The sequence below is a fragment of the Ancylomarina salipaludis genome, assembly GCF_004122035.1.
Taxonomy (GTDB): domain Bacteria; phylum Bacteroidota; class Bacteroidia; order Bacteroidales; family Marinifilaceae; genus Ancylomarina; species Ancylomarina salipaludis.
Genome location: NZ_SAXA01000004.1, coordinates 241,272 through 255,736 on the forward strand (window position 1 = coordinate 241,272; position 14,465 = coordinate 255,736).

Below are 14,465 nucleotides of genomic sequence, written 5' to 3' on the forward strand. Positions count from 1 at the left end.
TAGTTTCTATTTACAGGCTTAGAATCCCAAGCCAAATTTTCCCCAATACTTGTTTTCCAATTCTTTCCAGCGAAGCATTGTGGCTCCGGTGAAGTCTTTGGTGTATTGATTTAGAAGCTTACGAGCTTCATCTTTCTGACCTGCTTTAATCAGTTTCTCGATTTTAGTTTCAAGAATTGCGCCATCTTCAAGACCTTTGGTCTCAAAGTGTGCAACATCAGCCATCATTTCTTCACGTGTGGTTTGCCATTCAACAGTGGCTAATTTGTTGGCTTTACGATAAGCCCAAATAGCGGCATCAGCACGGAAACGCTTTTGTCCGCAGTAATTGAATGATTCAGGTAATTCAGTTGTACCAGCATATATCGGAATACGCGGACTTTGACCCGGATTGTCAAATGAGAACCATGCTACACCACCAATTTCATCAGGTAACCAATCTCTCAATTGTGTAACAAATGAATAAGAACACCACGATACAGCAACGGTACGCTGGTATTCAATGGTTCCTTCTTTCAGAAAATTACTTAAGTTGCGGGTGTTACCCGTTGGCCAGGGATGTGCATTAGGAGCAATTACAGTGTCCTGACCAATCACTTCTTTTTTGTCATTGTATCTTTTCTTAATCACCTTAAGATTCTGAGTCATGTCATATTGAGTGCCTTCATAGGTTTCTCTGTACATAGCCATCACGTCATACACAGAGATTTTTTTATCAGGTTTTACTGAAAAAGGCAATTCATCAGCTTCAAAATCAAGATTCAGTGAAGGAGCGAAGTGATTTAAAACGAAAAACTCACGAATTTTGAAAGGTTTCTCAACGCCACCATAGACTTCCCAGAATTTGAATTCTTTTTTGCCATCCCAACGCTTCAAACGTTTAGCCGCTTCAAAGACGTTATCCGATGCCATAAAATAGTCTGAATTCTTAAGATCAAGTTTTCCAATTCGGGAAATGTTAGCAGAAATACCTACGTGATCGTCAGGAATACGTTGTGCGGCCCAAACGCCACCAATCTGATCCGGACCTTCACCAAAGATTTCTAGTTGCCAAACTTCTTTCTTATCAGCTATTGTGATGCATTCACCCCAATCGCCGTAACCATGTTTTTTTATCAGTTTGCCAATTAGCTTGATCGCATCGCGAGCCGTTGTGCAACGCTGCAGAGCAATACGTTCCAATTCTTCAATCAGAAACATCCCTTTATCGTTAACCAATTCTTCGGGGCCAACAATGGTTGTTTCTCCAATAGCAAGTTGTTTTTCGTTAAGACATGGGTAAGCGGTATTTAAATAGGCAAAAGTCGATTTTGCTTCATCAATTTCACCCGCAAGTTCAACCTTTCTTTGATCCCAGGCCGTTTCTGTTTTCAAAGTTCCTTTGTAGACCTTATGAGTCTCTTTTTTGTCAAACTTTTGAGCATTTTCTATGCTTAACCAGGTGCGGTAACGTCCGTCGCAGGTATGACTGGTAATAACAGAACCATCGGTTGTTGCTTTTTTACCGACCATAATACTGGTACAGCTTTCCCCAAAAAACGGATCGTTTTTTTGTTCTAAAGCGCCTTGAGCATAAGTAAATTGCAGTGCAATACTCAAGCTCATAAGGGCTAATAAAAATGTTTTTTTCATGTGTTGTTTAAAAAGGTTTATTATTGGTTTTAACAGCTATTTCTAGCTAGGGTTGTGTTCTGTAAAAATTCAGATGCCCAATATAGTTTATTTACAATTGCTATTTCATGATAAATGCAATGTTTATAGACAGATTTTTTTGATGAAAAAGAGTGGAGCTTCCGGTTTGAAAGATTGAAGCTGTTAAATAATGCTTAACATCTGCATATTGTTTTTAATTATTTGAAATTAAACTTAACTTGAAGTCTCAAATTTTCATGAGTCATTTCATAACAAAACAATATAAAACACAGATTATGAATAATTTCGATTTTTACAATCCCGTTAAGATTCTTTTTGGAAAAGGGAAAATTTCAGAATTAAATAAACATATCCCTGCAGATGCTAAAATTTTAGTCACTTATGGTGGGGGAAGCATTAAGAAAAATGGCGTTTACGATCAGGTAATGGCTGCTTTGGATGGTTATAATGTAAAAGAGTTTGGCGGTATTGAACCCAATCCGCATTTTGAAACTCTGATGAAAGCCGTTGAGTTTGTAAAAGCTGAAGAGATTGATTTTTTATTGGCCGTTGGTGGGGGTTCGGTTCTTGACGGAACTAAATTTATTGCGGCGGCATCATGTTATAAAGGCGAAGATGCCTGGGACATTTTGGCAAAACGAGCACGTGTTGAGTCGGCAATTGATTTGGGTGCTGTTTTAACGCTTGCAGCTACAGGTTCTGAAATGAACAGCGGTGGTGTTATTACAAAAGTGGCGACCAAAGAGAAACTCGCTTTTGGTTCGCCTTTATTGTTTCCTAAATTCTCAATTTTAGATCCGGAAGTGACTTATTCTCTTCCAAAGAGACAAATAGCAAATGGTATTGCCGATGCTTTTGTTCATGTGATGGAACAATACCTGACTTATCCGGTGAATTCGCCTGTTCAGGATCGTTTTGCAGAAGGTCTGTTGATGACTTTGATTGAAGAAGGCACCAAGGCTTACAATTCTGAAACACCAAATTATGACGAGTATGCCAATGTGATGTGGGCTGCAACTATGGCTCTGAATGGATTGATTGGTGCTGGTGTACAAAGTGACTGGGCAACGCATATGATTGGCCACGAGCTGACCGCTTTTCATGGTATCGACCACGCTGTTACACTAGCGATTGTGCTTCCGGGTTTGATGACTCATCTAAAGGACAAGCGAAACGTAAAACTATTGCAATATGCTGAGAGAGTCTGGAAGATTACCGAAGGAAGCGAGGAGGAAAGAATAGCGATGGCTATCGTGAAAACCGAGGACTTTTTCAATCGAATTGGTATTCAAACCCGTTTGAGTCAGCATAAGGTAGGACGAGCGACCATTGATACCATTATCAAACGATTTACTGACAGACAACTGCCATCTATTGGCATGCTGCCTGATGTGAAAATTGAAGATGCAGAAAAGATTCTAGTCGATAGATTATAAAAAATAAGTTGGAGAGCTTGCGTCTGAGGATGTGAGCTCTTTCTTTAACCCTTTTACGAACCAATACTTTCCCTAATGAAACAATTCCGCTATGTATTCGTCAATCTATTAATTTTATTAGCTCCAATTTATGGTAACTGGGATTTGATTAGTAAGGGAGAGCGGTGTCAGGGAACAGTGGTTGATATAAAAGAGATCAAACAGCAGTTGTTCTACGAAACGTACCCGATTATTAACTATAGAGTGGGAGATAAGACCTACAAGATACAAGGGCCTGAGAATGCTGACTATCCTATTGGGAAACAATTGGAGCTTGTTTATCCAAAGGACAAACCCTCTGCTGCGATTATTTATTCAGTGTCTGGTTTTTTGAGTCAGTGGTACACCATTCTGGCCTTGGTACTCCTTATTTTATGGAATGCATTTTACCTGAGCTTCCTAAAAGGGAAGCCCGCATACACCCGTTCAGCTAATACCAATAAGAATAAGTTGTTGGAATAGAATTAATTCGTAGCGACTTTTTGAACCTTCAGCAAACGAAAGATCAGTCTCTCAGCCCAAGTGGGAAGATAAGAAGCAATCTTTACGATGATTTGTTTGCCAAGAAGATATAAGGCTGAATAGAAAAAGACCTTATTGATTATATAGGTCCCTGCAATGATCAGTAATTTGTTTTCGGCAGGTAAGTTTAAAAAAGGAAAAGTGAGGTAAAGTAAAAAGGTTATACCTGCTAAAGTCATTAAAATATAACCAATCAATTTCTTCGAATTCATACGCCCCTATTGGTATTATTGTTTTAAAATCTAACTGTAGGAAGAGTTAATTTTTACAATTCGGTACGCAATGTAGTGTTTTTTAGAGATATATGGCCGTTTGAAATGTTAAAAAGATATAAAGATCTTAAAAGGAAGGCATTGAAATACAATTTTCAATGCCTTTTATTTTTACAATATAGTTAGCCTTTTTTGATGACAGGCCTTACAATTCTTGCTAAACCGCCCAAACTGGTTTCCCGATATTTCGATTGCAAATCTTTACCTGTTTGCATCATTGTTTCAACAACCTGATCGAAAGAAACCTTGTGCGAACCGTCAGAAAAAAGAGAGTAGACGGCACATTCTCGGGCTTTTTGCGAAATAAAGGCATTTCGTTCGATACACGGAATCTGTACATAACCGTCAACCGGATCGCAGGTTAGTCCTAAATTGTGTTCAAAACCCATTTCGGCAGCATATTCAACCTGTTTGGGCGTACCACCCATAATTTGTGCAGCAGCACCGGCAGCCATTGCACATGCCGTTCCTAATTCGCCCTGACAGCCAACTTCTGCGCCTGAAATAGAACCATTGGTTTTGACAATATTTCCAATCAGACCAGCGGTTGCCAAGCCACGAATGATTCGCTTATCGCTGTATTCCTGATCCACCTTAAGGAAATAAAGTACAGAAGGCACAACACCCGAAGCACCACAGGTTGGTGCAGTAACCACCTTACCACTGGCTGCATTTTCTTCGGCAACGGCCAAGGCAGCGGCAAAAATTAGTCCAATATTCCCGGTTGACCCGGTTGTGGTTTTGGAGCGGATGTAATAGGAGCCAGCCTTACGGGCAATTCGTAAAGTGCCGGGCAAAACGCCTTCTTCTTCCAGTCCACGTGCGATTGAATCTTTCATCACTTCCCATACATCTTCGAGGAAAGACCAGATTTCTTTGCCTTCGCAAAACTCCACATATTCCCAAAACGATCGTCCTTCTTCAATACACCAGGCCAGAATATCATTCATGGTGGTCAGTTCGTAAACCTGACTGGCATCGTTTAAAAGACCTGTGTTGTCGCGTAAATCGCCACCGCCAACAGAGTAAACCTCCCAGGCATCAATAACTTTATCGCCCTCTATGGCTTCAAAAAGTAAACCGTTGGGGTGAAGAGGCAATTCAATTTCGGGTTTCCAGATAATTTCAACATCCAAAGGCTTAATTACAGTTTCGATCACCTTATCGGTACCGTGCCCCACACCGGTAGCCGCAAGGCTTCCGTAAAGGGTCACACGAAAACTTTTGATGGTGGGATGTTTGTCGATAAACATTTTAGCTGCCCGCCCCGGAGCAATGGTATGACTGCTTGATGGGCCATAACCTATTTTGTAGAGTTCTCTTAATGATTGCATGATTGTTTGAAGTATTTAATGTTTCCGGCAAATGTAAGAAATTCTGTTAGATTGTTGATCTTATTGTGATATTTAGTGCCTGGTGTTAGATCTGAAACATTAAGCCGACTTAAATGCTTTATTTATTGAGTAAACATCACTGGAATTCAATATTATTCAGAATAAATACAGAAGTCTTTAAAAACAAAAAAACGAACACCGGCACGAGCCAATATTCGTTTTAAGTTTCAGGTATCTATCCACTGCCTTATATTGTCTTCCAGCCGGGAATGCCATTGGATCGAGATTATAGAATAACTCACACCCCGATAAGAAGAAATATAAAACCAGCCAACGCCGCAAAGGTAGTAAAAAGATAATTCGAAGAAAGCATCATTCCAATTCATTTATTGGGCTGATTTAAGGTGAGTTTGTTCTTTTGTTTTGATTAAACAATACATATAAGCTCATTTTCCCATTTTACGATCAAATACTGATGTTTATCTCTATTAATAAAAGGCTTATCATGAAAATTTAAATTTGATAAAAAAATATTTTTTACTGATTGGCGCATGAAAGCCTAATAATTACAGTGTATTTGGTTTGTTGTGAACGTGTATTTTTTACTGACCAATGACACTATTTGTATGATTAGTTGAATTAATAATTGGACATTAAAGAAATTTATCCTTAACTTAGTATCACGGTTTAACCTCCAAGGCGTACTGGATTACAGATCATAAACCTTGTTTTTTGACTGTAAGTTGATTCTGAATATAAACAAAACGTATTTTGTATTGACTGAAACTCTCACCTCGATACCGATATCAATCGGAACCTTCGCTGTCAGCCATCTACGATTAGAGAATTATTTCATCCTTAAAAAAACAAAGCACTTTACTTTCATAATTATTTGAAGCATTTGCAGTATGTCCTGCAAAGCGAGTTGTAACAAATTCAAGACTTGCTTCAAGCCATTCAGAAACAGGTTTATGGCATTCAAGAGCTGCTTCAAGCCATTCAGAAGCAGGTTTATGGCATTCAAGAGCTGCTCCAAGCCATTCAGAAGTAGGTTTATGGCATTCAAGAGCTGCTCCAAGCCATTCAGAAGCAGGTTTATGGCATTCAAGAGCTGCTTCAAGCCATTCAGAAGCAGGTTTATGGCATTCAAGAGCTGCTCTAAGCTATTCAAAAGCAGGTTTATGGCATTCCGGAACAGCTGAAAAGCTTGTTTGAATAGCTAAAGCGAATACAGTTAAGAGGTGAATTTTGAAATTTACAGCCTCCTGATAAAGTCAAAGTAAAGACAAAAATGAAGATTGATAAGGACCAGGAAAATGGCTGAAAGCCCCATGAAATAAGATCTTCATCAATTAGGCTTATCCGTGTTAAATGACTGAACTGTTTGTGTCATACAAACGATTCGAGTGTTAATCATGCAGTATAATTTAAGGAAGAGCTCTGCTTTTCATATGCTCTCGATTTATTTGTACTGCCTAAAACCCAACTAACATGAATACGTATGATAGTTTAAAAGTAAACGCATATATCGACACAAACCAATTGTTGGTGAAGAATATAAGCTGTTATGAAACCGATGTAAGGACGAAAGCAGAAGTTGACTCATTTTCAAGTTTATTGGCATCTTTATTAAGTTATTCCAATAAAATGGACGAACCCCTGGGCTGGTTGATTGCTGATAAAAATACCATAAAAGCATCTCTTCTTCCGCAGCTTTACCTTGTAGTAAATGCTTTAGAGTGTTTGGCTGATAACCTTTCGGATAGTTCGATGCTACAGAAGGTGTCTATCTCGAATGCCGAATTGAGGCGAATGTCTGAGGTTAAGTTTACAGTCTATACCAAACAGGCCTTAGTTATATGTCGGGAACATATCGATGAATTGACGCCTTATGGATTAACAGAGGCTAAACTTGTAAGCCTGGAAACTGATTTTGCTTCTTTTGAAAAAAAAATAATAGAGTATAAGATTCGGATGGATGCAAAGAAAGATGATAAAAAGGGATTTTCCAGCTTAAAGAAAGAGATCAATAGCCTGTTGAATAATAAGCTGGATCGTAGAATCGAGAACCTTAGAGCAAGCTATCCCAAATTTGTAAGCCAGTATTTTTCCTTGCGTAAAGTTAGCAGACCAGCTCATCATTCGTACGACCTGCTGGGGTATATTACCGATGCTGCAACGGGCAAGCCTATTGCTTATGGTACGGCTTGGATTGAAAAACTCGATATGAAGGCCGACATCACACAAACCGGGGCCTTTAGGTTTAAGAGCATTCCATCGGGTAAATACCAGCTGAGAGTGGAGAATATGGATTACAAGACACTTTATGTGCCAATTAGTCGGTATGCGCCCGAAAAACTGAAGCTGAACTTACAAATGGAGGCACTTCCTGTTGAGCAAACGCAGCTTGCCTAAGACTTGCTAAAAACTTTCGACAATGGCCATAATTGTTGAAACATCTGCCTGTTTAAAAAGAGCTTGGAGGTTTCTTTTTAAACAGACAGACCTAAGCTGTGGTGTGAGAGCCACAGCTTTTTTTGTGTGCGAGTTGCCGGGCATCGAGCGGAGTCGAGATGCGCCGTATTGAGAGCCTCACAAAAAATAAGTGAGACCCTCAATTACGTTTCAGTGCTTATGCTCATTTTCCCCCAAGCCCTTTACGGGCTTCATGTACAGCTTATAAAAAGTTTCTCTTTAGCGCCTGGGTTTATGAAGCAAAACGTAAAAATTCTCCTGCTAATAAGAGGAGAGAAGCTGTTTTTTTAAAATCAGCTTTATTCTATACTAACAGTTTCCCCTTCTTAATAAGCACCTCCCCCAAACAAGTTTGGGTACTCCTCCTTAAAAAGGAGGAGAAAGGGTGGCTTGCGAAGCAGGATTGGGTGGTGCGTTCTCTTTAAAAATTAACCCCAAACCCCTGAATGGGCTTAAAGTATAGCTAAAGAAAAGTTCCCCTTTAGGGCTAGGGGTGTTCGTAATTATGTAGACCTATTCTATTTTATGTGTGTCTGAGGTTTTACGATATCCATATTTATTGTTTGATATCTTATTTTTATAAATTTGATAGGCTCTATTATTTTGAAAAATAATAAAAGACCATAAACCTGTACATTATATCCCTTATTTGGAAATATAGGTCAGGTTTTGTGAATATATAAATAAGTTGTGTGGCATACCAAATTCGTACTAAACAATAACTTTAATGGACTTAAGAGACCTACAAAAACATATAGACCAAGTAATGAACGAACAGAACAATCGGGAAATCCCAGATTTTGAAGGATATTCACCGTTTGAAATGCACCATATTCTACATTTTACGTTCGAACCTAACAGCCCGATAATTTTGCAAAAACTTGCAGACTCGGATTTTTCTATGTGCCCAATGTTTAATGTGGTCAAATATTACTTGGACTTAGTTAAAAATCTAGGAGAAATTAAATTGACTACCAAAGGATTTTTACCAACAAAAATTGTCCAAGAGATTTATAGTCAAGGATTTTTGGAGGAATATCAGTTTTCATCAGGAATTTCGAAACTTTACAAAGAAACTGATTCCTTAACTGTTAATCTAACCAGACTTTTGGCTGAATTAGCCGGACTTACTAAAAAAAGAAATGGTAAATTAAGCCTAACAAAAACCGGAGAAAAAATGGCTTCGGATAATCAGGAATTGTTTGATTTGATTTTTAAAACAATGACTCAAAAATTTAGTTGGGCATTCTATGACGGCTATGAAGACCAACAAATCGGGCAATTTGGTTTTGGTTTTTCATTGATACTTTTGTCAAAATATGGTGCAGAGAAACGGTTGGACAATTTTTATTCCGATAAATACCTAAAAGCATTTCCGCAATTTATAGAATCGATTACACCGACTTATGGGACTGTTGAAGAATATGCTAGCCACTGCTATTCGGTCAGGACTTTTGAACGATTTCTAAGTTATTTTGGACTTGTTGAAATTGAAAAACAAGGGAAAACCCTTGATAGAAAGAAATATATAACAAAAACAGAATTGTTTGACGAATTAATAAAAGTACGACCACACAACAATGTATATAGCAAATAAGGCAGAAAGTAGGTTATTCAACGGCAGCTCTTCGTTGCAACCCCGCCGAAGCTTTTGCTTCGGCTATAAAGTAAACATTTCAGCGGTGCCAAAGTAAACATTTCAGCGGTGCCAAAGCAAAAGCTTCGGCTCATTAGCGGTCGGACAAGTCAGACCTTTGAAGTGCCTTACTTGCCATACACGTCAACGTTATGTGCAATCTGAAAAACTAAAATCATGAAAACTGAAATCAATACTATTTGGATTGACCTTAATGAAGAACTATATAAGTTCATTTTAGGAAAAATAAAAGATGAACAAACATCAAAAGATATTCATCAAGAGGTTTTCTTAAAAATTCAAACTAAAATTCATCAACTAAAACATACTTCTAAACTCACATCTTGGGTTTATCAAATTACAAGAAATACCATTATTGACTACTTCAGAAAAGTAAACAACAAAAACATATCAATAAATGATTTAGAAATTCCAGAAACGGAAGCTAATAATTTTGATTACTCAAACCTTACTAACTGTATCAATCAAAAAATAGAAAGCCTTTCGGCTCCTCATAAAGAAGCAATTATTTTGACATCCTTTAAAAACTACTCTCAAAAAGAGCTAGCAGAACATCTAAAAATCTCATATTCTGGCACAAAGTCAAGAGTTCAAAAAGCTAAAGAAATTTTAAGAGAAAATATTTTAGATTGCCCAAATGTGGAATCTGATAGCAAAGGAAAATTACTAGACTTTGAAAATAATTAAAAGTAATAACGTCCTTTTCTAATTAACTGCGTCCATTATATAAATATAAAACATATTAAAATGGAAAATTCAAAAATAGTTACAGTACAAATTCTTAATGCTTTCGCTGAAAACGGCAAAGGCGGTAATCCAGCAGGTGTTGTTTTAAATGCAGATAAATTATCTGATAAGAATAAGCTTGAGATTTCTAAAAAAGTAGGTTTATCAGAAACTGCTTTTGTTTCAAGATCAAAAACCGAAGATTTTAAATTAGATTTCTACACACCAAACAAACAAATAGCGCATTGTGGGCACGCTACAGTGGCAACATTTTCATATTTAAAACAAATAGGTGCTTTAAAGAATGATAGTTGTTCAAAAGAAACTATAGATGGGAAACGAAAAATAGAAATGATTGGAGACCTAGCATTTATGGAACAGTTAGCTCCAAAATATTTTGACATAAGCAATAAAGAAAGGGTTATCTTAAAATCTTTGGGATTAAAAAAGAATGACCTTATACCCAACGCACCAATTCAATTGGTAAATACTGGAAACTCATTTATATTGATTCCTGTTAAAAACAAAGAGATTTTAAAAAATATAGTTCCAGATTTTAACTTAATAAGCGAAATTAGCGAAGAATTTGATTTAATTGGTTATTATGTATTTTCTACCAATACAGAAAATGCTGAATATGATGCCACTTCAAGAATGTTTGGACCGCGCTATGGAATATTAGAAGAGGCAGGGACAGGAATGGCAGCTGGACCACTTGGATGTTATTTATTTGATACTTTAAAAATTAATAAAAAAAGTTTTAATATTCAACAAGGTAAGTATATGAAAGAGCCTTCTCCAAGTTTAATTATCGTTAACTTACGAATAGAGAAAGGAGAAATTAAAGATTTAATGGCTGGTGGAAAAGGACTACTAAATAAACAAATAAAATTAGAACTGAATAACTAAAAACCAGCACGTAAAACCGCATAAAAGTAATAGCGGTTTAGGTGTCAACCTTAATCACTATTTAATTTTAATAATGCAAATTGTTAAAAAAAAATAGAGCTTTTTATCCGCGACTACTCTTATACAAGACCGTTGTGTGTAATATACAAACTCAATTAAATGAAGCTATATTTTATAATTCTTATTACTATTATCCCGAGTATAATATTCGGACAAAATTATAATTCAGCTGCAAACTTAAGAATTGGAGCAAGTCATTGTTGTGATGCGTGTTGTGTATTCCAAAAAGATTATTATTTCCTTCCTGATAGTGTAGCAATAAAGAAAGAGCATATTAGTGATTATGACAATTTTACAATGATCGGCACTTGGAAATGTCATCAAGGGATTGTTGAAATGGAATTTTCAGATTTCTATGGCGGAGAATGTGTTGGGAAACAAGTCCCATCACAAGTAGGATGTAATACGATGGATTGTGATAAATACAAATCAATCCATAAACAGATATCAGAAAATGAAATAATTGATTTAAACAATTTACCTGACTATGGAGGTTATGTTATCGACTCTTTAAAGATTACGGATTTCAAAACTTTTAACTGGGTAACATTCCAAAGTTCCTCAAAACTTCTAAATGAAACAGATTTGTTGAGTTTGACAAAAAAGGAACTTAGAATTAAAAGAAATCTGATTTTTGCTAGATATGGCTACATTTTTAAATCAAAAGATTTAAAGGACTATTTTACTAATAAAGATTGGTACAATCCACGTTATATTAATGTACAGCACTTTTTGACCAATATTGATAAGGAAAATATAGATTTAATCCTAAAATTTGAAAATAAATAAATAAATACTACATACAACAACTAAGCGTTCGTGTGGCGGGAACCGCCTAACATGTTTCGAAGAACAGCGGAGCTAACATTCGGTGGGTTGACGTAACCGTTCAGAGAATTGCTACCTTATGGGGAATGCTTTGTTTTGCGAAGCAGGATTTGGTGTTGCATTTTATTTAAAATTAACCCCAAACCCCTGTAGGGGTCATGTACAACTTAGGAAAAGTTTCCCTTTAGCGCCTGGGTTTATGAAGCAAAACGTAAAAATTCTCTTCCTAATAGGAGGAGAGAAGCTGTTTTTTTTAAATCAGCTTTATTCTATACTAACAATTTCCCCTTCTTAATAACCACCTCCCCCAAACAAGTTTGGGTACTCCTCCTTAAAAAGGAGGAGAAAGGGTGGCTGTCGAAGCAAGTCGGGGTGTTGCATTTTATTTAAAAATTGCCCCCTAACTCCTTAAGGGTCTTCATGTACAACTTAGGAGAATTTCCCTTTAGCGCCTGGGTTTATGAAGCAAAAAGTAAATATTCTCCTCGTAATAGGAGGAGAGAAGCTGTTTTTTCTAAAATAGGCTTTATTCTATACTAACAGTTTCCCCTCCTTAATAAGCACCTTCCCCAAACAAGTTTGGGTACTCCTCCTTAAAAAGGAGGAGAAAGGGTGGCTTGCGAAGCAGGATTGGGTGGTGCGTTCTCTTTAAAAATTAACCCCAAACCCCTGAAGGGGCTTAAAGTATAGCTAAAGAAAAGTTCCCCTTTAGGGGCTAGGGGTGTTCGTAATTATGTAGACCTATTCTATTTTATGTCTAGTTTGTATTTTGCTTAATCATAATTTATTATTTGCTGTTTGTTTTTCATAAATTTAATAGAGTTTAAATAATTGGTGTATTTATGTGTCTGATTAATAGTGCTCTTTATGGGTGAATGAAGAGGATGCTATAAGTATATCTGTCGATTAAGGCAATGTGTGGTGACTTTTATTATAAAGAGATTCCCCTTTTTTAATATTAAAAACTTAAATGATGAATAAAAATTTAGTAACACCTAAACAAGCATGGGATGAGCTGATCTCATTTTGGTCTCCTTTTTCATTTTTATTGGTGCCGGGGGCAAGTACAGAACAAATTGAAGCTTTCCAGATGAAGGAAGATGTTATACTTCAACCCAGACTTAAAGAATTAATTAGCATTTATAGTGCATTTGACATTCCTTCCGGATACAGTATCGATTTTTCTGCCGAGGCCACTCTCGCTCCTATAGACACATGGGTGAGATTCGATAAATCAAGCATGAACACCATAATGGATGATCCGGATTGGTGGCCTGGTATTTTTAGAGATAATAATTGTCCAAGTACATCAATGAAAGACTATATCGTAATTGGATCAAACCCCTGGGCAGCAGATTATGGTTTTTATGTGATGTTACACCAATCAAGTAATACTGTTTTTAGCATTGATGAGAATATTCCGGTGATTAAACCATTGGGAGATATTGTTACCTGGCTTGCTGAAAACCGTCTTGGAGGTTTTCAAAATGTGAAGGCTTATGTCGATAGTTATAATGAGGAATCGGATAATGGCGGAGGCGCAGGTATGTCTAAAGAAAATCGTTTTTATTTAGAACTGGGATACCCTGAGGCTCTGGCCAGATGGAATAAAGTCGAATCAAAATTTATATCAACTTTCGATGAAATTGGCGCCGGGCAAGCTGCATCAACTGACAAGAAAGAAAAAGCTGCGGGTCTGCATTAGTGCCCGTCCGATAGAAAAAAAAATGTAAATAATAATAAAAACAAAAGGAAGGGGATGTAAATCGTTTATTGTAAATGATAAAATAGATGAAAAACCAGTAGGCGATAAAAGAAAGTAAGCTTTTGCTTGGTAAAGCAATAAGCTTAAAATTTAAACAGACAGACCTAAGCTGTGGTGTGAGAGCCACAGCTTTTTTTGTGTGCGAGTTGCCGGGCATCGAGCGGAGTCGAGATGCGCCGTATTGAGAGCCTCACAAAAAAAAGTGAGACCCTCAATTACGCTTCAGTGCTTATGCTCATTAACCCCCAAGTCCTTTACGGGCTTCATGTACAGCTTATAAAAAGTTTCTCTTTAGCGCCTGGCTTTATGAAGCAAAACGTAAAAATTCTCCTCCTAATAGGAGGAGAGAAGCTGTTTTTTTAAAATCAGCTTTATTCTATACTAATAGTTTCCCCTTCTTAATAAGCACCTTCCCCAAACAAGTTTGGGTACTCCTCCTTAAAAAGGAGGAGAAATGTGTGGCGAATTGAATAGTCATGCTCTGATTATAAGTAAGCTGTAATTATCAGGGTATGACTAGACCCCATATTTTACCAAAATTGAATCAGGTTAATAAATTCCCCTCCAGTATCCTTAGTCTTCAAAACCTTTTTCAATTATAACCACCTCCCCCAAACAAGTTTGGGTACTCCTCCTTAAAAAGGAGGAGAATTTATAATGAATGAAGTTGCTACATTTATACGGACAGTGAGTTAAGATATAGAATATTAATAATTTATATCTTAGATTATGGAAAAAGAAAGACGAAAATTTAGTAGAGAGTTTAAATTGAATGCTGTTGAGTTAAGT

General features: G+C 36.9%; 12 protein-coding genes. 8 read left to right on the forward strand and 4 right to left on the reverse strand.

Annotated elements, in window-relative coordinates:
• Window positions 1-18 precede the first annotated feature (18 nt).
• Window positions 19-1,632: a dipeptidase gene (locus tag EO244_RS06580; RefSeq protein WP_129253858.1), complete on the reverse strand. Its 1,614-nt coding sequence runs from the start codon at window positions 1,630-1,632 to the stop codon at window positions 19-21.
• Between the two features lie 296 nt (window positions 1,633-1,928).
• Between EO244_RS06580 and EO244_RS06585 the strand changes: the two genes are divergently transcribed.
• Both EO244_RS06585 and EO244_RS06590 read left to right on the forward strand, forming a co-directional pair.
• Window positions 1,929-3,089, forward strand: coding sequence for an iron-containing alcohol dehydrogenase (locus EO244_RS06585; protein ID WP_129253859.1), 1,161 nt, complete (start codon window positions 1,929-1,931; stop codon window positions 3,087-3,089).
• Between the two features lie 75 nt (window positions 3,090-3,164).
• Window positions 3,165-3,590, forward strand: coding sequence for a DUF3592 domain-containing protein (locus EO244_RS06590; RefSeq protein ID WP_129253860.1), 426 nt, complete (start codon window positions 3,165-3,167; stop codon window positions 3,588-3,590).
• 2 nt (window positions 3,591-3,592) lie between these two features.
• On the opposite strand, the gene EO244_RS06595 is transcribed toward EO244_RS06590, so the two are convergent.
• From EO244_RS06595 to EO244_RS06605, 3 genes are all read right to left on the reverse strand, one after another.
• The gene (locus EO244_RS06595) at window positions 3,593-3,862 is read right to left on the reverse strand and encodes a transporter suffix domain-containing protein (RefSeq protein WP_129253861.1); all 270 of its coding nucleotides are present in this window, start codon (window positions 3,860-3,862) and stop codon (window positions 3,593-3,595) included.
• A 182-nt stretch (window positions 3,863-4,044) separates the two neighbouring features.
• On the reverse strand, window positions 4,045-5,256 hold the full coding sequence (locus EO244_RS06600; protein ID WP_129253862.1) for an L-serine ammonia-lyase: 1,212 nt from the start codon (window positions 5,254-5,256) through the stop codon (window positions 4,045-4,047).
• Between the two features lie 847 nt (window positions 5,257-6,103).
• Entirely contained in the window at window positions 6,104-6,427 is a 324-nt protein-coding gene (locus EO244_RS06605; protein WP_129253863.1) for a hypothetical protein, read from the reverse strand.
• A gap of 320 nt (window positions 6,428-6,747) precedes the next feature.
• On the opposite strand from EO244_RS06605, the gene EO244_RS06610 reads away from it, so the two are divergent.
• The 6 genes from EO244_RS06610 (at window position 6,748) to EO244_RS06635 (ending at window position 13,616) form a co-directional block, all read left to right on the forward strand.
• Window positions 6,748-7,671, forward strand: coding sequence for a carboxypeptidase-like regulatory domain-containing protein (locus EO244_RS06610; RefSeq protein ID WP_129253864.1), 924 nt, complete (start codon window positions 6,748-6,750; stop codon window positions 7,669-7,671).
• 787 nt (window positions 7,672-8,458) lie between these two features.
• Entirely contained in the window at window positions 8,459-9,328 is an 870-nt protein-coding gene (locus EO244_RS06615; protein WP_129253865.1) for a hypothetical protein, read from the forward strand.
• 216 nt (window positions 9,329-9,544) lie between these two features.
• Entirely contained in the window at window positions 9,545-10,075 is a 531-nt protein-coding gene (locus EO244_RS06620) for a sigma-70 family RNA polymerase sigma factor (RefSeq protein WP_129253866.1), read from the forward strand.
• Window positions 10,076-10,135: 60 nt separating this feature from the next.
• A complete protein-coding gene (locus EO244_RS06625; protein WP_129253867.1) occupies window positions 10,136-11,023 on the forward strand; it encodes a PhzF family phenazine biosynthesis protein in 888 nt (295 codons plus the stop codon).
• A 159-nt stretch (window positions 11,024-11,182) separates the two neighbouring features.
• Window positions 11,183-11,872, forward strand: coding sequence for a YARHG domain-containing protein (locus EO244_RS06630; protein ID WP_129253868.1), 690 nt, complete (start codon window positions 11,183-11,185; stop codon window positions 11,870-11,872).
• Window positions 11,873-12,884: 1,012 nt separating this feature from the next.
• On the forward strand, window positions 12,885-13,616 hold the full coding sequence (locus tag EO244_RS06635; protein ID WP_129253869.1) for a hypothetical protein: 732 nt from the start codon (window positions 12,885-12,887) through the stop codon (window positions 13,614-13,616).
• The last annotated feature ends 849 nt before the right edge of the window (window positions 13,617-14,465 follow it).

Excerpts from the sequence above, each read along its gene's own strand:
- EO244_RS06580 (WP_129253858.1), bottom strand. The coding sequence starts at position 1,632 with ATGAAAAAAACATTTTTATTAGCCCTTATGAGCTTGAGTATTGCACTG.
- EO244_RS06585 (WP_129253859.1), top strand. The coding sequence starts at position 1,929 with ATGAATAATTTCGATTTTTACAATCCCGTTAAGATTCTTTTTGGAAAA.
- EO244_RS06590 (WP_129253860.1), top strand. The coding sequence starts at position 3,165 with ATGAAACAATTCCGCTATGTATTCGTCAATCTATTAATTTTATTAGCT.
- EO244_RS06595 (WP_129253861.1), bottom strand. The coding sequence starts at position 3,862 with ATGAATTCGAAGAAATTGATTGGTTATATTTTAATGACTTTAGCAGGT.
- EO244_RS06600 (WP_129253862.1), bottom strand. The coding sequence starts at position 5,256 with ATGCAATCATTAAGAGAACTCTACAAAATAGGTTATGGCCCATCAAGC.
- EO244_RS06610 (WP_129253864.1), top strand. The coding sequence starts at position 6,748 with ATGAATACGTATGATAGTTTAAAAGTAAACGCATATATCGACACAAAC.
- EO244_RS06615 (WP_129253865.1), top strand. The coding sequence starts at position 8,459 with ATGGACTTAAGAGACCTACAAAAACATATAGACCAAGTAATGAACGAA.
- EO244_RS06620 (WP_129253866.1), top strand. The coding sequence starts at position 9,545 with ATGAAAACTGAAATCAATACTATTTGGATTGACCTTAATGAAGAACTA.
- EO244_RS06625 (WP_129253867.1), top strand. The coding sequence starts at position 10,136 with ATGGAAAATTCAAAAATAGTTACAGTACAAATTCTTAATGCTTTCGCT.
- EO244_RS06630 (WP_129253868.1), top strand. The coding sequence starts at position 11,183 with ATGAAGCTATATTTTATAATTCTTATTACTATTATCCCGAGTATAATA.
- EO244_RS06635 (WP_129253869.1), top strand. The coding sequence starts at position 12,885 with ATGAATAAAAATTTAGTAACACCTAAACAAGCATGGGATGAGCTGATC.